Origin of the sequence: Bradyrhizobium sp. 27S5 (genome assembly GCF_037217225.1) — a bacterium.
GTDB lineage: Bacteria > Pseudomonadota > Alphaproteobacteria > Rhizobiales > Xanthobacteraceae > Bradyrhizobium > Bradyrhizobium septentrionale.
In genome coordinates this window covers 6,123,211-6,144,713 of record NZ_CP147714.1, presented here as the reverse complement: position 1 = coordinate 6,144,713, position 21,503 = coordinate 6,123,211, and the positions used below count along the sequence as shown (strand labels likewise).

Below are 21,503 nucleotides of genomic sequence, written 5' to 3'. Positions count from 1 at the left end.
TTGCAGTCGGCGCCGATCCTGCCGCAAATGTCGGCTGACAACAGCGCACAGGCAAGAAGACAGGCAGGAAACATGACCGATAACAGCGTTCTTCTCGAGAAGCGCGGGCAGGCGTTCTGGATCACCATCAACCGCCCGGACAAGCGAAACGCGCTCAATGCCGGTGTGATCGCCGGCATCGCCAAGGGCTACCGCGATGCGCATGACGACAAGGACGTCCGCGTCATCGTGCTGACGGGCGCGGGCGACAAGGCGTTCTGCGCCGGCGCCGATTTGCAGAACAGCGGCGCGGCGTTCTCGATGGATTTTTCGCGTCCCAATGTCGACTACGCCGACCTGTTGCGGCTGTCGCAGAATTCGACCAAGCCTGCGATCGCGCGGGTCGGCGGTGTCTGCATGGCCGGCGGCATGGGGCTGTTGTGCATGACCGACATGGCGGTCGCCGCCGATGGCGTGATCTTCGGCCTGCCCGAGGTGAAGGTCGGGGTGTTTCCGATGCAGGTGCTGAGCCTGCTGCAATCGATCGCGCCGCCGCGCCTCGTCAACGAATGGGCGCTGACCGGCGAGCCGTTCGACGCCAGGACTGCGCAGGCGGCCGGCCTTCTCAACTATGTCGTGCCCGCGGCCGAGCTCGATGCCAAGGTCGATTGGCTGATCGGCCGCATCGTCGACAAGTCGCCGACGGCGATCCGGCGCGGCAAATACGCCATGCGGGCGATCGCTTCGATGTCGTTCGACGAAAGCATCGCCTACACCGAAAGCCAGATTGCGCTGCTCGCGATGACCGAGGACGCCAAGGAAGGCCTCAAGGCCTTCGGCGAGAAGCGCAAGCCGACATGGACCGGGCGCTAGAGCGGCGCGACGACCACGCACCGCGCGACTGGGTCGCGCGGCGGTGCGCATAGCTAGCCCGCGTTGGCCTTCAGGCCGGCGGCTTCGATGCCGGCCACGGCGCAGATCTCGTCATTGTCTGACGTGTCGCCGCTGACGCCGACGGCGCCGAGCAGGGTAGAGCCGTCCATGATCAAGACGCCGCCGGGGACCGGCACCAGCCGGCCCTGCGCCAGCGTGTTCACGGCGTCGACGAAATAGGCCTGCTCCTGCGCGCGCTGAAACAGGGCGCGCGATCCCATTCCCAATGCCAGCGCGCCATAGGCCTTGCCATGGGCGATCTCGGCCCGCATCAGGCTGGTGCCGTCCTGTGCGGCCGTCACCTTCACGGCGCCGCGGGCGTCGAGGATGGTGACGACGAGCGGCTTGAATTTCTTCTCGACCCCCTTGGCCAGCGCGGCATCCAGAATCTTGCGGGCAGTGTCGAGAGTGAGATCAGCCATGGGCCTCTTCCTTTATCGATTGATCTGAACTGGATTTCGCACACTTCAGGCTCATCGCCAATACGTTGGCAACGTGAAGCGGTGTGCGGCCGCTGCCGTCCATGATCTGGTGCCGGCATGAGGTGCCGTCGGCCACGATCAGCGTGTCCGGATCGGCGCTCCTGATCGCCGGCAGCAGCGACAGCTCGGCCATCTCGATCGAGGCCTGATAGGTATCCGCTCCATAGCCGAACGCGCCGGCCATGCCGCAGCAGCTCGACTCGATGGTCTTGACCTCGAGGCCCGGCACCAGGCGGAGCACTTTCTCCACCGGCTTGAACGCGCCAAAGGACTTTTGGTGGCAATGACCGTGCACGACGGCCTTGCCGGCGACCGCGCCAAGCGGCAAGGCGAGACGCCCGGCCTCTGCCTCGCGTACCAAAAACTCTTCGAACAGCAAAGCGTGCGCGCTCACGGTCTTCGCAAGCGCATCCGAACGCAGCGATAGCAGCTCGTCGCGCAGGGTCAGCAGGCAGCTCGGCTCGAGACCGATGATCGGCACGCCGCGGGCGGCGAACGGCGCGTAGGTCGCAACCAGCCGGTCGAGCTCGGCCCGGGCCTGCTCGACCAGTCCGGCTGACAGGAATGTCCGCCCGCAGCACGGCGGCCGGCCGCCATCCAAAGGCTTGGGGAGGTGGACGCGATAGCCGCCGGCAAGCAGGACCTCGATCGCCGCGTCGAGATTTTCCCGCTCGTAGCCGCGGTTGAACGTATCGGCGAACAGCACCACTTCGCGGCCATCAGGCGGACCCAGCACCTCGGCGCCAGGCCGGAACGTGTCGCGGCGAAACGCCGGCAGCGCGCGCCTGGCGCTGATGCCGGCGAGTCTCTCGAACAGCGCGCGCAGCAGCGGGCTGCGGTTGCGCCAGTTCGCGAGCGGAGCAAGGCGCGAGGCGAGATCGACATAGCGCGGCAGATAGCCGACCAGCCGGTCGCGCAGCGGCAGGCCGTGCGTCGCGGCGCGCGCGGCCAGCACCTCGATCTTCATCTTGGCCATGTCGACGCCGGTCGGGCATTCGTGACGGCACGCCTTGCAGGACACGCAGAGTTTCAGCGTGTCCATCATCTCGTCGGAGGCGAGCGCGTCCGGACCCAATTGGCCCGAGATCGCCAGCCGCAGCGTGTTGGCGCGGCCGCGGGTGACATCTTTCTCGTTGCGGGTCGCGCGATAGGACGGGCACATCACGCCGCCTTCGAGCTTGCGGCAGGCGCCGTTGTTGTTGCACATCTCAACGGCGCCCTGGAAACCGCCGCCGGCGCCGGGATAGGCCGACCAGTCCAGCACCGTCTTCAATTCGCCGACGCGATAATCCGGCGAGAAGCGGAACAGCGAGCGGTCGTCCATTTTCGGTGGATCGACGATCTTGCCCGGGTTGAGCGTGTTGTCCGGATCGAAGCGCTGCTTGACCTCGCGGAAATCGGCAACGATGCGCGCGCCGAACATCGTCTCGTGGAATTCCGAGCGCACCAGGCCGTCGCCATGCTCGCCGGAATGCGAGCCCTTGTATTCGCGCACCAGCTCGAAGGCTTCCTCGGCAATGGCGCGCATTGCCTTGACGTCCTTCTCGAGCTTGAGATTGAGCACCGGGCGCACATGCAGGCAGCCTTCGGAGGCATGCGCATACATCGTGCCGCGGGTGCCGTGCTTGGCGAAGACGGCGTTGAGCCGCTCGGTGTAGTCGGCGAGGTGCGGCAGCGGCACCGCGCAATCCTCGACGAAGGAGACCGGCTTGCCCTCCTGCTTCATCGACATCATGACGTTGAGGCCGGCGGCGCGGAAATCGGCGATCCCGGATTGCAGCGCGGGCTCCACGATCTCGACCACGCCGCCCCATTTGCGCTGCGGCCTGTCCCAGCCGAAGCCGAGATCGGCCATCAGCTCGCCGAGCTGCTTGAGGCGGGCGAGATTGTCGGCCTGATCTTCCTCGGCGAACTCCACCACCAGGATGGCGTCCGGATCGCCGCGCACGGCCTGGGAGATGATCGGCTGGAACATCGCGATCTCGCGGCCGAGCGCGATCATGGTGCGATCGACCAGCTCGACGGCGATCGGGCGCAGCTTGACCAAATGCTGGGCTGCGTCCATCGCCTCGTAGAAGCTGCCGAAATGGCAGACGCCGAGCGCCTTGTTGCGGATCACCGGCCACAGCTTCAACTCGACCTGGGTCGTGAAGGCGAGCGTTCCCTCCGATCCGACCAAAAGATGCGCCATGTTGTTCGGCGCATTGCGCGGCATCAGCGCGTCGAGGTTATAGCCGCCGACGCGGCGCTGCACTTTTGGGAATTTGTCCGCGATCTCGGCCGCCTCGCGCTCGCCGAGATCGAGCATGTCGCGGAACAGGCGCGATCCGCTGTCGCGAGAATTGATCCGCGTCAGATCGCGCGGCACCTCGCCGAAATGCAGCAGCGTGCCGTCGGCAAGCGCGGCATCCATCGACAGCGTGTTGTCGCGCATCGTGCCATAGCGCAGCGAGCGGCCGCCGCAGGAATTGTTGCCGGCCATGCCGCCGATCGTGGCGCGCGACGCGGTCGAGACGTCGACCGGAAACCACAGCCCGTGCTTCTTCAGCTGGCGGTTGAGGTCGTCGAGCACGATGCCGGGCTCAACGACACAAGTGCGGTTGTCGACGTCGAGCGAGAGGATCCGGTTCAGGTGCTTGGACAGGTCGACCACGATGCCGTCATTGACGGTCTGGCCGCATTGCGAGGTGCCGCCGCCGCGCGGGGTGACGATCCGCCCGTCGTCGCGGGCGATCGCGAGCGCCCGCAGCGCCTCGTCGATGGTGCGCGGCACCACCACGCCGGCCGGCATGATCTGGTAGAACGAGGCGTCGGTCGCGTAGCGGCCGCGGTTGAAGGCATCGAAAAAGACGTCGCCGGTCATTTCGGACCGCAGGCGCTGTTCGAGCGATGAGGCGTTCTTCATCCCAGATCCGATGTGATCCACGACGCAGCCGAAACTGCCCGTGGATTATTCATTCTATGGCGACTAAAATTATATTATGAATTCATAATGAGCAAGACTTGCGGCCTCAAGGCTAGTCGCCCTGAAGCGTCGCCTCGTCGGCGGCGTCCGGTCCCTCGGCGAGGTGCTCGATGGCGGCGGTCCGCTTGTTGCGCAGGTGTGCGAACAGGATGTCGCTGAGCTCGCTGCCGGCGCGGCGGCGCAGCGCATCGAGGATCGCTTCGTGCTCCCGCATCGCCTCGGCCCAGCGCTGCCGCTTGCGGGCGAAATTGGCGGAGTAGCGCACCCGGCGGATCCGGCCCGCGAAATTGGCGTAGGCGGTCTTCAGGGTCTCGTTGCGCGCGGCGGCGACGATGCTCTCGTGAATGCGCTGGTTGACCTGGAAATAGCCGTGCATGTCGCGATGCAGATAGTGGCCGTACATCTCGTAATGCAGCCGCTCGATCGCGGCGATTTCCTCATCGGTAATGGCTTCGCAGGCCAGCCGCCCGGCCAGGCTCTCGAGCCCTGCCATGACGTCGAACAATTCCTCGAGGTCGCGCGGGCTGAGCCGGCGCACCCGCGCGCCGCGATTGGGCAACAGCTCGATCAGGCCTTCGGCGGCCAGCACCTTGAGTGCTTCGCGCAGCGGCGTCCTGGATATCCCCAGCATGTCGCAGAGCTGCCGCTCCGGAACGCGCCCGCCTTCGGGGATGTTGCCCTCCACCACATAGTCGCGAAGCCGCAACAGGATCTCGCCATGAAGCGAGGCTTCCTGGCGGTCGCCGCCATTGCTGGCGGCCGGTGGGGTGATCGGAACCCCGGTTTCGGGAATCGCAGATTTCATATCCAGGACAATAATTTACCCACAGGGTCGCGTCGACGTCTCCAATCGAATACCAAATATGCGTTGAAAAGACAAAAAATGAATGCAAAATAGCCGACCAGCGGACTGAAGCACGGCGATTGGGAGGTTCTCATGCATCAAGGGCGCCATTTTCTCCAGATTCCGGGACCGAGCCCGGTCCCCGACCGCGTTCTTCGCGCGATGGACATGCCGGTCATCGACCACCGCAGCGCCGAATTCGGCGAGCTTGGCCGCACCGTGCTCGAGGGCAGCCAGAAGGTGTTTCAGACCGCAGGACCGGTGGTCATCTTCCCGTCGTCCGGGACCGGCGCCTGGGAGGCCGCGATCGTCAACACGCTGTCGCCGGGCGACAAGGTCCTGATGGTCGAGACCGGCCACTTCGCCACGCTGTGGCGCCAGATGGCCGGCCGCTTCGGCATCGAGGTCGACTTCATGCCCGGCGACTGGCGCCGCGGCGCCGACCCCGCCGAGATCGAGGCGAGACTCGCCGGCGACACCGCTCACAGCATCAAGGCGGTGATGGTCGTCCACAACGAGACCTCGACCGGCGCCACCAGCCGCATCGCGGATATCCGCGCCGCGATCGACCGCACCTCGCATCCGGCGCTCCTGATGGTCGATACCATTTCCTCGCTGGGCTCGGTCGACTACCGGCACGACGAGTGGAAGGTCGACGTCAGCGTCAGCTGCTCGCAGAAGGGTTTTATGCTGCCGCCCGGCCTCGGCTTCAACGCGATCTCCGACAAGGCGCGCGCCGCGTCGCGCAGCAACAAGATGCCGCGCTCCTATTTCGATTGGGAGGAGATGCTGAAGCCCAACGCCAAGGGCTTCTTCCCCTATACGCCGGCGACGAACCTGCTCTACGGGCTGCGCGAAGCCATCGCGATGCTGCTGGAGGAGGGGCTCGACAACGTGTTCGCGCGCCATCGGCGGCTCGCCGCCGCGACGAGGGCTGCCGTCAGTCAATGGGGGCTCGAGAATCTCTGCCAGGAGCCATCGGAATTCTCGCCGGTGCTGACCGCGGTGATGATGCCGCCCGGCCACGATGCCGATCAGTTCCGCAAGGTCGTGCTCGACAATTTCAACATGTCGCTCGGCGCCGGCCTGTCGAAGGTTGCCGGCAAGGTGTTCCGCATCGGCCATCTCGGCGAGTGCAACGAGCTGACGCTGCTTGGTGCGCTCACCGGCGTCGAGATGGGGCTGTCGGTCGCCGGCGTCCCGCATCGTGCGGGTGGCGTCGAGGCCGCCATGCGGATTCTTGAGCAGCGCGATCAGCACAACGCGCCGTCGCATCTGAAGGTGGTCAGCACTTAAGCGATCACCTACCGGCATCCCGCAGGCCAACGGCACAGAAAAATCGGGGATCAGGGAAGGGGAGGATATGAGGCTTCGGTTCAAGGCCACCCATGTCGTGTTGGCCATGCTCTGCGTGATGTACTTCATCACCTATGTCGACCGGGTGAACATCGGTACCGCGGCCGGCGATATCCAGAAGGAGCTCGGCCTGTCCAACACCGAGCTCGGCCTGGTGTTCTCGGCCTTCGCCTATCCGTATCTGCTGTTCCAGGTGATCGGCGGCTGGGTCGGCGATCGCTTCGGACCGCGCCAGACCTTGTTCTGGTGCGGCATGATCTGGGCTGCGGCGACCATCATGACCGGCTTTGTCCATGGTCTCGCCGCGCTGTTCGTTGCCCGCTTCGCGCTCGGATTCGGTGAAGGCGCGACCTTTCCCACCGCGACGCGCGCCATGCAGTACTGGACGCCGGCCAAGCGGCGCGGCTTCGCGCAAGGGCTGACGCATTCGTTCGCGCGGCTCGGCAATGCCGTCACCCCGCCGGTGGTCGCGCTGCTGATCCTATGGCTGACCTGGCGCGGCGCATTCATCGCGCTCGGTATTGTCAGTCTGATCTGGGGCGTCGCGTGGGTCTGGTACTTCCGCAACGAGCCGAGCGACCATGGCTCGATCACCGCAGCCGAGCTTGCGACGTTGCCGCCGCGTCCGCAGGGCGAGCGGCCGAAAGTGCCGTGGGGCCCGCTGTTGCAGCGCATGTGGCCGGTGACCTTGACCTATTTCTGCTACGGCTGGTGCCTGTGGCTCTACCTCAACTGGCTGCCGCTGTTCTTCAAGAACAACTACAGCCTCGACCTGAAGAACTCGGCGCTGTTCGCATCCGGCGTCTTCTTCGCCGGCGTCGTCGGCGACAGCATCGGCGGCGTCATCTCCGACCGCATCCTCGAGCGCACCGGCAATGTGCGTCTGGCGCGGCTCAGCGTGACGATCGTGGGATTCGCCGGCGCGCTGCTGTCGCTGATGCCGATCCTGTTCGTTCACGACATTACGGTGGTCGCACTTTGCCTGTCGGCCGGCTTCTTCTGCGCCGAGCTCGTGATCGGCCCGATGTGGTCGATCCCGATGGATATCGCGGCGAAATATTCCGGCACCGCCGCGGGGATCATGAACTCCGGCTCGGCGTTTGCGGCCATCGTCTCGCCGCTGGTCGCCGGCTTCGTCATCGACGCGACCGGCAATTGGTACCTGCCGTTCCTGATGTCGATGGGGCTCCTGCTCGTCGGAGGTTTCTCGGCGTTGCTGATGCAGCCGGAGCGGCCGTTCGAGGAGACCAGCGAACCGGTGGCACCGGGAAAGGTGGTGGCCGCCGAGTGAATAGGGCCATCGCATATGGCAGCGTCATGGCCGGGCTTGTCCCGGCCATCCACGTCTATCTTTGCCCGGAAACGAAGACGTGGATGCCCGGGACAAGCCCGGGCATGAAGAGTTTTACGGAGACGATGATCGCGTCGATTCCCCAACCTCGATAGCCTCGGCCGAATGAGGGGCTGCCGGCCCCGGTGGAGCGCCGTCAGATATGCATGACGGCCCCTCGCCGGGCCTAGGACAAACCCGGCGAATAGTGATATGCGAGCGGCTCACCACGACCAAGACAAGACCGGGAAGACGCTCATGACCGTGCATACTGGAAGGCATTTTCTCCAGATTCCGGGACCGACCAACGTGCCGGACCGGGTGCTGCGGGCCATGGACATGCCGACCATGGACCATCGCGGTGCCGAATTCGCCGAGATCGGTTTTGCCGTGCTTTCGGCGATGCAGCGTGTGTTCCGCACCAAGCAGCCCGTGATCATCTACCCCTCGTCGGGGACCGGAGCCTGGGAGGCTGCGATCGTCAACACGCTGCAGCCCGGCGACAAGGTTTTGATGTGCGAGACCGGGCAATTCGCCGTGCTGTGGCACGGCATCGCCGACAAGTTCAAGCTCGACGTCGATTTCATTCCCGGCGACTGGCGCCACGGCGCCGACCTCGAGCAGATCGAGGCGCGGCTTGCCGCCGACAAGGCGCACAAGATCAAGGCGGTCTGCGTGGTCCATAACGAGACCTCGACCGCCTGCGTGACCTATCCGCGCGACGTCCGCAAGATCCTCGACACGTTGAAGCATCCGGCGCTGCTGATGGTCGATACCATCTCGGGCCTCGGCTCGCTTGAATATGAGCACGATGCCTGGGGGATCGACGTGTCGATCGCCGGCTCCCAGAAGGGACTGATGCTGCCGCCCGGCCTCGGCTTCAACGCCGTGTCGGAGAAGGCGCTGGCAGTGGCCAAGGCCAATCCCGCGATGCGCTCCTATTGGGACTGGCAGGAGGTCATCAACATCAACAAGGCCGGCACCTGGCCGTACACGCCCGCAACCAACCTGCTGTTCGGCCTCAGGGAGGCCGTGAAGATGCTGGAGGAGGAGGGGCTCGACAACGTCTTCGCCCGCCACAAGCGCCACAGCGAGGCGACGCGCGCCGCGATCAAGGTCTGGGGCCTCGAGACGCAGTGCCAGGAGCAGGGCGCGCACTCGCCGGCGCTGACCGCGGTGCGGGTGCCTGATGGCCATGACGCCGATCATTTCCGCAAGGTCGTGCTTGATAATTTCGACATGTCGCTCGGCACCGGCCTCAACAAGGTCAAGGGCAAGGTATTCCGGATCGGCCATATCGGTCACTTCAACGACCTGATGCTGATGGGCACGCTGTCCGGCGTCGAGATGGGGCTTGATCTCGCCAAGGTGCCGCATCGCAGTGGCGGCGTGCTGGCGGCGATGGAAGTCCTGAAGGGACGCGACCCGTCGCAGGCGTCCAAGGCTGTTGCTTGAAGAGGCTGTTGCTTAAAAAGGCCGTCGCCTGAAATCGAATCGTAGACAACAGAAAGAGCGAGACATGAACGCGCCCGTCACTTCGACCGAAGACCTGATCTATTCCGTCGAGGACGGGATCGCGCGCATCACGTTCAACAGGCCGCAGGCGCGCAATGCGCTGACCTTTGCGATGTATGAGCAGATGGCGTCGATCTGCGAGAACATCAATCAGGATTACTCCATCAAGGCGCTGATCATGACCGGTGCCGGTGACAAGGCGTTCGCCTCGGGCACCGACATCTCGCAGTTCCGGGCCTTCAAGACCGCCCAGGATGCGCTGGATTATGAGGCGCGGATCGACCGCGTGCTGGGAACGCTCGAACAGTGCCGCGTGCCCGTCATCGCAGCGATTGCCGGCGCGTGCACCGGTGGCGGCGCCGGCATCGCCGCATGCTGTGACATCCGCATCGGCACCGAGGCGACACGGATCGGCTTCCCGATCGCGCGCACGCTCGGCAACTGCCTCTCGATGTCCAACATCTCGCGGCTGGTCTCGCTGATCGGCCCGGCGCGGACCAAGGATCTGATCTTCAAGGCGCGCCTGGTCGAGGCGCCGGAAGCGCTGGCGCTCGGGCTGTTGACCGAAGTGGTCCCCGATGTCGAGACGCTGCAGCGCCGCGCCAACGAGACCGCCAAGCTTGTCGCCGGCCATGCGCCGATCACGCTAGAGGTGACCAAGGAGGCGGTGCGCCGCATCCGCCGCACGCTGTCGCGCGAGGAAGGCGAAGACCTGATCCTGCGCGCCTATATGAGCGAGGATTTCCGCGAAGGCATGGACGCCTTCCTCAACAAGCGCGCGCCGAACTTCAAGGGCAAGTAGCGGCTGTCCGAGGGCTCCGGGTGGCTTTTGTATGCTTCGTCATTCCGGGGCGTACTGACACGCGCCGTTTGAACGACAGTGAGATGAGCACGCTCTCCAGGCTCCCTCCCCCCTTGCGGGGGAGGGCTGGGGAGAGGGGTAAGTCCCGGGCGGAGTCCATCGATAAGAGCACCATCTCCGCAATCTTCGTTTGTTTGTCGCGAGTACGGAAAGTGCACCCCGTGTGGCACCCCTCTCCCTAACCCTCCCCCGCAAGGGGGAGGGAACCCATCCGCCGGTGGCTCCCTTACGCGCGCGTGCCACTGAGTTGCCCGACGGCGCAAGCCCCTCATGCAAAAATATTTCGCTTTATCAGAAATACAACTCAGTGTATGGTTTGCCCGTCTCACCCGATCGAGGGGCGGCTCGCGATCGTCACGAACGCGGTGTGGGATGCGGTGGACGCCGAGCGTGCGAGAGACGAAAGCACGCAAGGCGGACGGCTAAGTCGTGTGGTCCTGACGCCCCAGCGGTAGGTGTCCCCTCGCAAGACGCGAATGCGACTTTGCGAGGGCGGTGACAACAAAGCCCGGTCTCGCCGGGGAGAGCACGAAATAAGCCGTAACCCATCGCGCAGGGAAAGCCGGAGTGTTCCCGGTTACACCTGTGGTCCTGCCTCCCGTGCTTCCTGTTGCACGGGACCCATGGGTGCAATCGGCACCCGGCTTTCCCTGCGCCCTCTGATCGAGAGAGGCGGAACGAGATGCAAGACTCGGACGATTCATGTCGCGAGAATGCGGATGTATGAGTCACAGGCCGCGCAACACACTCGGTGTCGTCCCGGCGTAGGCCGGAACCCATAACCACAAATGGAAATTGTCTTGCTCGACACCCGAACGGCGAGCCCTACTCACAACATCGGCCGCGGAGTATGGGTCCCGGCCTTCGCCGGGACGACGATCGGAGAAATCGCGCGTTCAACTCCATCCTCACTGTGGCGCATTCGGTGGCTAGCAGCGACACCCCCACCTCATTCCAAAGTCATAGACCATGCGGCAGTTCGCGGCTTGAACTCACCCGCATTCTCGGCACAATGACCGCACCCGCCGCCTCGACGGTTTTCGCCAAGCCGAACAAATAGATAGGGAAGAAACACGTGGGACAGATTGTGAAAACCACGGCTGCCATCGCGGCCTTGCTGCTGAGCACGCCGGCCTTTGCCGGCTGGGAGCCGAGCAAGCCGGTCGAGATCGTGGTTGCGGCCGGTGCCGGTGGCGCCTCCGACCAGATGGCGCGGATGATGCAGGCGGCGATCCAGAAGAACAATCTGATGAAGCAGCCGATGGTGGTGTCGCTGAAGGGCGGCGCGTCGGGTGCCGAAGCGCTGATGTACATGAAGTCGAGCGAGGGTGATCCCAACAAGGTGCTGATCGCCTATTCGCTGATCTACATGCTGCCGCTGTCGGCGAAAATTCCCTTCAACTGGCGCGACCTCACGCCGGTGTCGGTGATCGCGCTCGATCAGTTCGTGTTGTGGGACAACGCAACGGGCCCCAAGACCGTGAAGGAGTTCATCGAGGCCGCCAAGGCGGCAAGCGCGCCGTTCAAGATGGGCGGCACGGGCTCCAAGCGCGAAGATCACGTGCTGACCGTGTTCATGGAGCAGAAGACCGGCGCAAAATTCTCCTACCTGCCGTACAAGTCCGGCGGCGAGGCTGCGACCCAGCTGGTCGGCGGCCACACCGAGTCCAACGTCAACAATCCGAGCGAGAACCTCGAAGTCTGGCGGGCCGGCCAGGTTCGCGCGCTCTGCGTGTTCGACAAGGAGCGGATCTCCTACAAGACCAAGGTCACCGAGACGCAATCCTGGAACGATATCCCGACCTGCAAGGAAGAGGGGCTCGACCTGCAGTATCTGATGCTGCGCGCGATGTTCCTGCCGGGCAAGGTCACGCAGGAGCAACAGGCATTCTATGCCGACCTGTTCCAGAAGGTGACGCAGACGGCTGAATACAAGGACTATATGGAGAAGCAGGCGTTGAAGCCGATCTTCCTCACCGGCAAGGACATGGTCGAGTTCCTCGAGGATGACGACAAGCTGAACGCCTCGCTGATGAATGCGGCGGGCTTCGTCGCAAAATAGCGGTCGTGGTTTGCTTTACCTTCAGGCCGGAATTGGCTTGCAAGCGGCGGCGGCGCAGTGATTATTGCGCCGCAGTAAGGCCGAACGTCCGGCGAGCCCGATCGGGCTGGGTCAACCCTCCGTCGCCGTTGCGGGACCGTGAGGAGCGATCATGAGCAAAGCCGTTCTCGGCATCATCGGCGGATCCGGCATCTACGACCTGCCGGGCCTGGAAAATGTCCGCGAGGAAGCGATCACGAGCCCGTGGGGCGAGCCGTCGGCGCCGCTGCGCCGCGGCGAGATGGCGGGACTGCCGATCGTGTTCCTGCCGCGGCACGGCCAGGGACATGCGTTGTCGCCGTCCGACATCAACTATCGCGCCAATATCGACGTGCTGAAGCGGGCGGGGGTTACCGACCTTGTCGCGCTGTCCGCGTGCGGCTCGTTCAAGGAGGAGTTGCCGCCGGGCACCTTCGTGCTGGTCGACCAGTTCGTCGATCGCACCCACAAGCGCGAGAGCTCGTTCTTCGGCAAGGGCTGCGTCGCGCATGTCTCGATGGCGCATCCGGTGTCGCCGTTGCTGGTCAAGCATCTCGCCGCCGCCGCCGAAGCCGAGCGCATCGCGTTTGCGCGCGGCGGCACCTATCTCTGCATGGAAGGGCCACAATTCTCCTCGCTCGCCGAAAGCCTGACCTACAAGGCGCAGGGCTATTCGGTGATCGGCATGACCAACATGCCGGAAGCCAAGCTCGCCCGTGAGGCCGAGATCTGCTACGCCAGCGTGGCGATGGTGACCGATTTCGATTGCTGGCATCCGGCGCATGATGCCGTGACGGTGCAGGATATCATCCGCGTGCTGAATTCGAACGCCGAGAAGGCAAAGGCGCTGGTCGCGCGTCTGGCGCGGGATTTCCCGCGCGAGCATGAGCCGTGTCCGATCGGCTCAGATCGTGCACTGGACACCGCGCTGATCACGGCACCCGCGGCGCGCGATCCGCAGCTGCTCGCCAAGCTCGATGCGGTCGCCGGAAGGGTCTTGAACGCATGAAGATCGATGGACGGCATTTTCGCAGCATCTGGCTCCAGCCCGACGGCTGGTCGGTCGGTGCGATCGATCAGCGCCGGCTGCCGCACGAGTTCATCGTCGCCAGGCTCACGACGGCGGACGAGACCGGCGAGGCGATCAGCTCGATGCTGGTCCGCGGCGCGCCGCTGATCGGCGCGACCGCGGCCTATGGCATGGCGCTTGCGATGCGCGCCGATGCGTCCGACGCGGCGCTGGAGCTCGCCGGCAAGATGCTGGCTGCGACCCGGCCGACCGCAATCAATCTGAGGTGGGCGGTCGACGAGATGCAGCGCGCGCTCGCGCCGCTCGCAGCTTCAGCCCGCGCGGAAGCGGCCTATGCCCGCGCCCGCGAGATCGCCGACGAGGATGTCGAGATCAACCGCGATATCGGCCGCCACGGTCTCGGCCTGATCGAGCAAATCGCCGCGACGAAGAAGCCGGGCGAGCCGGTGAACGTGCTGACGCATTGCAATGCCGGCTGGCTTGCAACCGTGGATTGGGGAACGGCGACATCGCCGATCTACCAGGCGCATGATCGCGGCATTCCGGTCCATGTCTGGGTCGATGAGACGCGGCCACGCAATCAGGGCGCCTCGCTGACCGCCTGGGAACTCGGACATCACGGCGTGCCGCACACCGTGATCCCCGACAACACCGGCGGCCATCTGATGCAGCATCGCATGGTTGACCTGGCGATCGTCGGAACCGACCGCGTCGCCGCCAATGGCGACGTCTGCAACAAAATCGGGACCTATCTGAAGGCGCTTGCCGCGCACGACAACGGCGTGCCGTTCTACGTGGCACTGCCGTCGCCGACTATTGATTTTCGTATCGATGACGGCATCAAGCAAATTCCGATCGAGCAGCGCGCAGCCGCCGAGGTCACGCACCTCACCGGGCGCACGGCGGATGGGCGGATCGAGACCGTGCGCGTGGTGCCGGACGGCTCTTCCGTCGCCAATTTCGGCTTCGATGTGACCCCGGCCAGGCTGGTGACGGGACTGATCACCGAGCGCGGCGTCCTCAACGCTAGCCGTGCTGCACTTGCGAGCGCGTTTCCAGAACGTTCCGGCGTTGGCTGAAGGCTGCATTGACGGTGATTGTGTCAGCGCGCTATCCCAATCGTTGCCCTCGCAACCGAGACCGTCTCATCCATGTCCAATACCGATATTGAGATCGTCGTCGACGATCCGACCGCGCCTGAAGAGAACTCGCCTGCGGTCGTCAGCACCGGCGTGGTCGACGTCGTCGTCTCGCTGCTGTTGCTTGTGCTCGCTTTGGTGCTCGGCTGGGACAATTGGCGCACCGGCGCCTCGTGGGATTCGACCGGGCCGCAGCCGGGCTATTTTCCGTTCTATCTCTCGGTCATCCTCGGTGGCGCCAGCCTCTACGGCCTGGGCGCCGCCTTCCTCTCGCGCCGGGAAGCCGCCGAGACCTTCGTCACCCGCGCCCAGCTGCGCCGGGTGATGGCGGTGTTCGTGCCGACATTGCTGTTCTGCCTCGCCACCCAGTATCTCGGCCTCTATGTCGCGAGCTTTCTCTTGATCTCGGCCTTCATGCGCCTCGTCGGCAAGATCGCGCTGTGGAAGTCGCTGTTGACCGCCTTCGTCTTCACCGCCGTGATGTTCGTGACGTTCGACGTCGCGTTCGACGTCATTATGCCAAAAGGGCCGCTTGAGTCGGCTCTCGGCCGCTAGCCAACCGACAGGATTTCGAGACATGGAAGCCTTCGGTCTGTTGCTGCACGGCTTTGCCGTCCTGCTGACGTGGAAGACGCTGCTGTTGATGATGGTCGGCCTCGTGCTCGGCATCTTCGTCGGTGTCTTGCCCGGGCTTGGTGGCCCCAACGGCGTCGCGATCCTGCTGCCGCTGACCTTCACGATGGATCCGACCTCCGCCATCGTGATGCTGTCCTGCATCTACTGGGGTGCGCTGTTCGGCGGCGCCATCACGTCGATCCTGTTCAACATTCCCGGCGAAGCCTGGTCGGTCGCGACCACCTTCGACGGCTATCCGATGGCGCAGCAGGGCAGGGCGGCCGAAGCGCTGACGGCCGCGTTCACCTCGTCCTTCATCGGCTCGCTGGTCGCGGTGCTCCTGATCACCTTCCTGGCGCCGATGATCTCGTCGTTCGCGCTGAAGTTCGGCCCGCCGGAGTTCTTCGCCGTCTACCTGCTGACCTTCTGTTCGTTCGTCGGCCTCGGCCGCGAGGCCAAGCACAAGACGGTGATCTCGATGTCGCTGGGACTGCTGCTAGCCGGCGTCGGCATGGATACGGTGTCCGGGCAGCTGCGCATGACCTTCGGCTCGGCGGAACTCCTGCGCGGCATCAACTTCCTCGTCGCGGTGATCGGCCTGTTCGGCATCAGCGAGATCCTGCTGACGATGGAGGAGCGCCTAGCGCTGCGCGGACACGCCGCCGGCATCAGCCTGCGCGTGGTGCTGTCCGTGTGGAAGGACCTGCCGAAATACTGGGTGACCCTGCTGCGCTCGTCCGTGATCGGCTGCTGGCTCGGGATCACGCCGGGCGGCGCGATCGCGGCCTCCTTCATGGGCTACAATCTCGCCAAGCGCTTCGCCAAGGATCCGGAAAGTTTCGGCAAGGGCCGCATCGAGGGCGTGTTCGCGCCGGAGACCGCCGCCCACGCCTCGGGCACCTCGGCGCTGCTGCCGATGCTCGCGCTCGGCATTCCCGGCTCGGGGACCGCTGCGATCCTGCTTGGCGGCCTGATGGTGTGGGGCCTCAACCCCGGCCCGCTGCTGTTCGTCGAGCACAAGGACTTCGTCTGGGGCCTGATCGCCTCGATGTATCTCGGCAACGTCGTCGGCCTCGTGCTGGTGCTGACCACCGTGCCGATCTTCGCCTCGATCCTGCGGGTGCCGTTCTCGGCCGTAGCCCCGATGATCGTGGTGTCCTGCGCGATCGGCGCCTATGCGATCCAGAATGCGATGTTCGACATCTGGCTGATGCTGGGCTTCGGTGTCGTCGGCTACGTCTTCAAGAAGATCGGCATTCCGCTCGCGCCATTCACCCTCGCGCTGGTGCTCGGCAGCCGCGCCGAGGATGCGTTCCGTCTCTCGATGATCGGTTCCGGCGGTGACATGAGGGTGTTCTGGTCGAACGGCCTCGTCGGCACCATCACGACCTTGGCGATCGTGCTGCTGTTCTGGCCGGTGATCGATTGGGCCTTTGCCGGCGTCGCGCGTCTGGTGCGGCCGGCAAAGGCGTGAGGGGTCAGACGACCTTGCGCTGCCGGAGCTCGGCGATCTCGTCCTTGTCGAAGCCGAGTTCGGCCAGGACTTCCTCGGTCTGCTCGCCGAATTCCGGCGGACGGGCCGCCATCCTGCTCGGGGTCCGCGACAGCGTCACGGGCTGGCTGACCAGCTGGATATGCCGGTTCTCGTCATTGGGAACGTGCTGGGCCATGCCGAGATGCTTGACCTGGGCATCCTCGAACATCTGGTCGATCGCGTAGATCGGCCCGCACGGCACGCCGGCGGCGTTCAGCTCCTGCACCCAGGTCTCGGTCGACTTCTTCTGGGTCAGCGCGTCGATCCGCGCATTGAGCGCGTCGCGATTCTTCGAGCGCGCCGGTGCGGTCGCATAGTCGGGGTCGGTGACCAGATCGGGCGCGCCGATCGCCTGCGCGCAGCGCTCCCAGATCCGGCCCCCGGTGGTGGCGATGTTGATGTAGCCGTCGGAGGTCTTGAACACGCCGGTCGGGATCGAGGTCGGATGGTTGTTGCCGGCCTGCTTGGCCACTTCCTTTTCCATCAGCCAGCGCGCCGCCTGGAAATCCAGCATGAAGATCTGCGCCTGCAGCAGCGAGGTCTGCACCCATTGGCCTTCGCCGGAAACATCGCGCTCCAGCAGCGCGGTCAGGATGCCGAGCGCACAGAACAGGCCCGCGGTCAGGTCCGCAACGGGAATGCCAACCCGCATCGGCCCCTCGCCGGGCGCGCCGGTCACCGACATCAGGCCGCCCATCCCCTGCGCGATCTGATCGAACCCCGGGCGCTTGTGATAGGGGCCGTCCTGGCCGAAGCCGGAGATGCTGCCATAGACGATCCGCGGATTGATCTTGCGGATGCTCTCATAGTCGATGCCGAGCTTGGCCTTGACGTCCGGCCGGAAGTTTTCGACCACGACATCAGCCTGTTCGGCCAGCCGCTTGAACACCTCGAGCCCCCTGGGGTCTTTCAGGTTCAAGGTCATGGCGCGCTTGTTGCGATGCAGGTTCTGGAAATCGGACCCGCCGCGGGGGCCGCCCGGCTGCTCGCCGCCGCCGTCCTCCAGCAGCGCATCGATCTTGATGACGTTGGCACCCCAGTCGGCGAGCTGGCGCACGCAGGTCGGCCCCGACCGGACCCGGGTCAAATCCAGCACGGTGAAACGGGACAGGGCTTGGGATGCGCGAGGAAAGGGCATTGAGACACCTCTTGTTTGGCGGGCCGCTCTGGGGGCTACTGCCTATCTGCCTTAGACAATTTGGCTGACCTTTCCAACTGTTACCCGGACGACAGGCCGGGCCGGAAACAACCAGCCATGGTTCCGTGAAGATCGGTTCGTCCCTTGGCGGTGATTTGGGCCAGCCGGGCCTGCTCGCCGGCACTACCATCTGCCAACCCTCGACAATCACCCCGGCGGCTGCTAGCCCGTCGCCGAGCCGAACGGGTTTTGCCCTTATGGAATAGACACTTGAAGCGTATCGAAGCGATGGACCGAAAACGGGCATGGCGGTGAAGAAAGGTCCATCCCATCTGCTCGGCAACTCGGCATGGAACGCGACTGCCTTCGCGGTCGCAGTGCTGCTCAATCTTGCGATCCTGCCATTCGTGATTTTCCGCCTTGGCCTCGCTGCGTTCGGTGTTGCGGGCCTGGTGACAGCCTGCGTCGCGCCTGCGCTGATGTTCAGCAACGCGCTTGGCCTCTCCACGACGCGCGAGCTCGCGCAACGATTGGAATCGTCCGATCGCGACGATGCGCGGCGCTTCTTCGCGACCGCCCTTGCGCTTGCCATCGTCGTGGGCAGCCTGATCGCGGTAGTGCTCAGCCTTGCAGGCGCGCCGCTCGCGCGATTGGGATTTCACCTGGGGGGCCCGGCTGGCGACGACCTCGGGCTTGCCTTTGCATTGGCCGGCGCCGGTTGGCTGTGCCAGTGCCTGTTCGCGGTCTTCCTCTCGCTGTTCACGGCGCGCCAGGATTATCGGCGGATCGCGTCGATCAGCATCACAGGCACGGTGGTGACGACGATGTCGATGCTGCTGCTGATCCCGCACGCGCCGCGCGCCTCGACGTTCCTCGGTTGCCAGGCATTGGGCTTCGCAACGAATTTCCTGATGGCCGTCGCCTGGTCGCGGCACGCGATAGGTGACTGGCTGGCACGGCCGGCGCTCGATCGCAACGCGCTGCGTGCACTGGTCAAGCTTGGCGGCTGGCAGGTGGCTGCGCAAAGCGGCGCGCTGTTTGCCGGGCAGGCGGACCGCTATCTGCTCGGCGCGCTGCTGCAGCCGCAATTCGTCGGCTTCTACAGTGTTGCGCAGCGGCTGGAGGAGGCGGTCTATATCGGTGTGCTGAAGGTCGGCGAGATCCTGTTCCCGTTCTTCAGCACGCTGCAAAAGGAGGATGACGATCGCAAGGTCGACCTGCTGCTTCGTTCGTCCTGGATTCTCAATGTGCTTGCCGCGAGCGCGCTGGGCGGCCTGATCCCGATCGCAGGCGCATTACTATATCGATGGACCGGCGCCGAGGTGGCGGCCGAGGCGCAACTGGTGCTGGTGGTGCTCTCGATCAGCGGCATATTGGGGTCCTGCGCCAACGTGTTTGCGTTCTATCTGCTGTCGCAGGGGCGCTCCAGTTCCAACGCGCTGATCTCGCTCGTCACCGGTGTCTTCACGCTGGCGACCAGCGCCGTCGCATTGCCGTATTTCGGCTGGCAGGCGGCAGGTTGGAGCACCTGCGTCGGGATGGTCGCGCAGATGGTCACCACGGTGCTGCTGTTGCGGCGGACCTTCAGGCTTTCAGCCATGTGGTCGCGGATGCTGCATTTCGTCCTCGTCCCGCTCGGCACCGGGATCGCCGTTGCGCTGGCGCTGCGCTCCCAGCTTGGCCACACCTCATTCGACCACGCGCCGTCATGGTGGTATGTGGTGTCGCTCTACGGCGTGTCGGCGGCGGCAATCTTCGTCGCCGCCGTCGCCGTGTCGCAGCTTGGTCCCTATCGTGCCGTCTGCTGGCGGGACCTCCGCATCATCATCACCCGCTTCTTGCCCTTCAAGGCCGCCTAGACATGTGTGGTATCGCAGGCATCGTCAATCTGCGCGGTTCCGCCGTGGAGCCGGCCGAGATCTCGCGGCTCACCAGTCTGATCGCGCATCGCGGTCCGTTCGGCGAGGGCATCTGGTTCAACGCCAAGCGAAACGTCGCCTTCGGCCATCGCCGGCTCGCTATCATCGATCCCGGCGAGGGTGGCTATCAGCCGATGGTCTCAGGCGATGGCCGCCATGTGATTGTCTACAATGGCGAGATCTATAACTTCCTCGAATTGCGCCGCGAACTCGAGGCGAAGGGCGCGATGTTCCGCAGCCAGTCCGATACCGAAGTGATCCTTGCCGCCTGGCAGGCATGGGGCGAGGACATGCTGCTGCGCTTCAACGGCATGTGGGCGCTCGCGATCTACGACACCGCCACGGATGATCTGTTCCTTGCGCGCGACCGTTTCGGCATCAAGCCGCTGCTCTACGCGCTGTCGTCCGAACGATTCGTTTTCGCATCCGAGCAGCGAGCGCTGGCGCGGAGCGGGCTGATTGAGACATCGCTCGACATCGACGTAGCGCGGCGGCTGTTGCTTGACCCATTCGGGATCGAAGGCAGCGAGCGGACCCTGTTCGCGCAGCTGCGCCGCCTGCAGGGCGGCCACTGCATGTGGCTGCGCCAAGGCAAGGTGCAGGTGCGCCGCTGGTGGCGAACCGTGGATCACCTGCCTGATGTCCCGGCCGGCGAGGCCGAACGTGTGGCGCGCTTTCGTGAGCTGTTTCAGGATTCCGTGGCGCTGCGCATGCGCAGCGACGTACCGATCGGCACTTGCCTGTCCGGCGGCTTCGACTCGTCCGCGGTGATCTGCACCATGTCGGCGCATGAGAAGGCCGGCATGGGACCGCGCGACAGCACCGCCTGGCGGCACGCCTTTGTCGCGACCTTTCCCGGCGACAGCAATGACGAGCGGCCGATGGCGGAGGAGGCGGCCGCGTGGGCCGAGGTGGCGCCGAGCTTTCTCGAGATCGGCCGCTCTGATGCGCTCACCGACCTTGACCGGATCCTCGACGACAATGACGACGTCTATATCGGGCTGCCGAGCGCGCCGTGGCTGATCTACCGCGAACTCCGGCGCCAGAACGTGACCGTGTCGCTTGACGGTCACGGCGCGGATGAATTGATGGGCGCCTACCTGCAGGAGGGGCAGTCGACCGCATTCCGGATCCGGAACGCAGCGGCCGCGCTCACGTCACGATCGAAGCTGGCGCAGCGGGGCATCGACTTCTTGCGGGCGCAGATGATCAGGCGGCAGGGGTATTACTTCCTGCGTGGCGGCGCGGCGGCGATGCCCGCACCGTTGCGGCTGGTCGCCGAGGATGACGAAATGCCGAGCGCGTGGGGCGCGCTGAACCGGCGTCTCTACCGGATGTTTCACTCGACCACGCTGCCAACCATCCTGCGCAATTTCGACCGGCTCTCGATGGCGCACGGGATCGAGGTCCGGATGCCGTTCATGGACTGGCGGCTGGTCACCTACACGATGGCGCTGCCGGAAACGAGCAAGTCGGCCGACGGCATGACCAAGGTGGTGGCGCGGCAGGCGATGGCGAACCTGATGCCCGAAAGCATCCGCACTGCGCGCCGCAAGGTTGGATTCAATTCGCCGATGCCGGAATGGCTGAACGGGCCATTGGCCGGCTGGACCGCAGAGCTGCTCGATCGGAAGGTCCCGGCATTTGCCGAGTTCGTCGACGAGGTGCCGCTTCGAAAGGCGGTCGGCCGCTTGACGGCATCGCAAAGCTGGGGTTGGGAATCCGTCGGCCGGATCTGGCCGTATCTGAACATGAAATGGATGTTGGCGAGGTCCGCGTAAG

The 21,503-nt window shown here is 64.9% G+C and carries 16 protein-coding genes; 12 read left to right on the top strand and 4 right to left on the bottom strand.

The window, feature by feature from the left end; all coding sequences use genetic code 11:
* Positions 1-72: 72 nt before the first annotated feature.
* Positions 73-852, top strand: coding sequence for an enoyl-CoA hydratase/isomerase family protein (locus WDM24_RS29050; protein ID WP_338828221.1), 780 nt, complete (start codon positions 73-75; stop codon positions 850-852).
* Positions 853-905: 53 nt separating this feature from the next.
* Here WDM24_RS29050 and WDM24_RS29045 read toward each other — a convergent pair whose 3' ends face one another.
* The 3 genes from WDM24_RS29045 to WDM24_RS29035 form a co-directional block, all read right to left on the bottom strand.
* Positions 906-1,334 (bottom strand): heme-binding protein, encoded by a 429-nt coding sequence (locus WDM24_RS29045; protein ID WP_338690993.1) that lies wholly within the window; start codon positions 1,332-1,334, stop codon positions 906-908.
* Positions 1,327-4,299: an FAD-binding and (Fe-S)-binding domain-containing protein gene (locus WDM24_RS29040; protein WP_338828220.1), complete on the bottom strand. Its 2,973-nt coding sequence runs from the start codon at positions 4,297-4,299 to the stop codon at positions 1,327-1,329. The genes WDM24_RS29045 and WDM24_RS29040 overlap by 8 nt, the downstream gene beginning before the upstream one ends.
* Before the next feature lie 112 nt (positions 4,300-4,411).
* A complete protein-coding gene (locus tag WDM24_RS29035; protein WP_338690991.1) occupies positions 4,412-5,164 on the bottom strand; it encodes a GntR family transcriptional regulator in 753 nt (250 codons plus the stop codon).
* Between the two features lie 132 nt (positions 5,165-5,296).
* On the opposite strand from WDM24_RS29035, the gene WDM24_RS29030 reads away from it, so the two are divergent.
* The 9 genes from WDM24_RS29030 to WDM24_RS28990 all read left to right on the top strand — a co-directional run bounded on the left by WDM24_RS29030 (position 5,297) and on the right by WDM24_RS28990 (position 16,604).
* Entirely contained in the window at positions 5,297-6,499 is a 1,203-nt protein-coding gene (locus tag WDM24_RS29030; protein ID WP_338828219.1) for an alanine--glyoxylate aminotransferase family protein, read from the top strand.
* A 67-nt stretch (positions 6,500-6,566) separates the two neighbouring features.
* Complete coding sequence (locus WDM24_RS29025) at positions 6,567-7,850, top strand: MFS transporter (RefSeq protein ID WP_338828218.1); 1,284 nt, start codon at positions 6,567-6,569, stop codon at positions 7,848-7,850.
* Between the two features lie 297 nt (positions 7,851-8,147).
* Positions 8,148-9,344, top strand: a complete 1,197-nt coding sequence (locus WDM24_RS29020) for a pyridoxal-phosphate-dependent aminotransferase family protein (RefSeq protein WP_166305616.1) — start codon at positions 8,148-8,150, stop codon at positions 9,342-9,344.
* Between the two features lie 64 nt (positions 9,345-9,408).
* On the top strand, positions 9,409-10,206 hold the full coding sequence (locus WDM24_RS29015) for an enoyl-CoA hydratase/isomerase family protein (protein WP_338828217.1): 798 nt from the start codon (positions 9,409-9,411) through the stop codon (positions 10,204-10,206).
* 1,144 nt (positions 10,207-11,350) lie between these two features.
* Complete coding sequence (locus WDM24_RS29010) at positions 11,351-12,328, top strand: Bug family tripartite tricarboxylate transporter substrate binding protein (RefSeq protein ID WP_414645775.1); 978 nt, start codon at positions 11,351-11,353, stop codon at positions 12,326-12,328.
* Between the two features lie 151 nt (positions 12,329-12,479).
* The gene (locus WDM24_RS29005) at positions 12,480-13,355 is read left to right on the top strand and encodes an S-methyl-5'-thioadenosine phosphorylase (protein WP_338690985.1); all 876 of its coding nucleotides are present in this window, start codon (positions 12,480-12,482) and stop codon (positions 13,353-13,355) included.
* Positions 13,352-14,455 carry an S-methyl-5-thioribose-1-phosphate isomerase gene (gene mtnA / locus WDM24_RS29000; protein ID WP_338828216.1) on the top strand — a complete coding sequence of 368 codons (1,104 nt, stop codon included), beginning with the start codon at positions 13,352-13,354 and terminating at the stop codon, positions 14,453-14,455. The genes WDM24_RS29005 and mtnA overlap by 4 nt, the downstream gene beginning before the upstream one ends.
* Before the next feature lie 72 nt (positions 14,456-14,527).
* The gene (locus tag WDM24_RS28995) at positions 14,528-15,070 is read left to right on the top strand and encodes a tripartite tricarboxylate transporter TctB family protein (RefSeq protein WP_338828215.1); all 543 of its coding nucleotides are present in this window, start codon (positions 14,528-14,530) and stop codon (positions 15,068-15,070) included.
* A 22-nt stretch (positions 15,071-15,092) separates the two neighbouring features.
* Positions 15,093-16,604, top strand: a complete 1,512-nt coding sequence (locus tag WDM24_RS28990) for a tripartite tricarboxylate transporter permease (RefSeq protein ID WP_338828214.1) — start codon at positions 15,093-15,095, stop codon at positions 16,602-16,604.
* A gap of 4 nt (positions 16,605-16,608) precedes the next feature.
* On the opposite strand, the gene WDM24_RS28985 is transcribed toward WDM24_RS28990, so the two are convergent.
* A complete protein-coding gene (locus WDM24_RS28985; protein ID WP_338828213.1) occupies positions 16,609-17,802 on the bottom strand; it encodes a CoA transferase in 1,194 nt (397 codons plus the stop codon).
* Between the two features lie 305 nt (positions 17,803-18,107).
* Between WDM24_RS28985 and WDM24_RS28980 the strand changes: the two genes are divergently transcribed.
* A complete protein-coding gene (locus WDM24_RS28980) occupies positions 18,108-19,661 on the top strand; it encodes a lipopolysaccharide biosynthesis protein (RefSeq protein WP_338828212.1) in 1,554 nt (517 codons plus the stop codon).
* Positions 19,662-19,663: 2 nt separating this feature from the next.
* Positions 19,664-21,502, top strand: a complete 1,839-nt coding sequence (asnB, locus tag WDM24_RS28975; RefSeq protein WP_338828211.1) for an asparagine synthase (glutamine-hydrolyzing) — start codon at positions 19,664-19,666, stop codon at positions 21,500-21,502.
* Position 21,503: the final 1 nt, after the last annotated feature.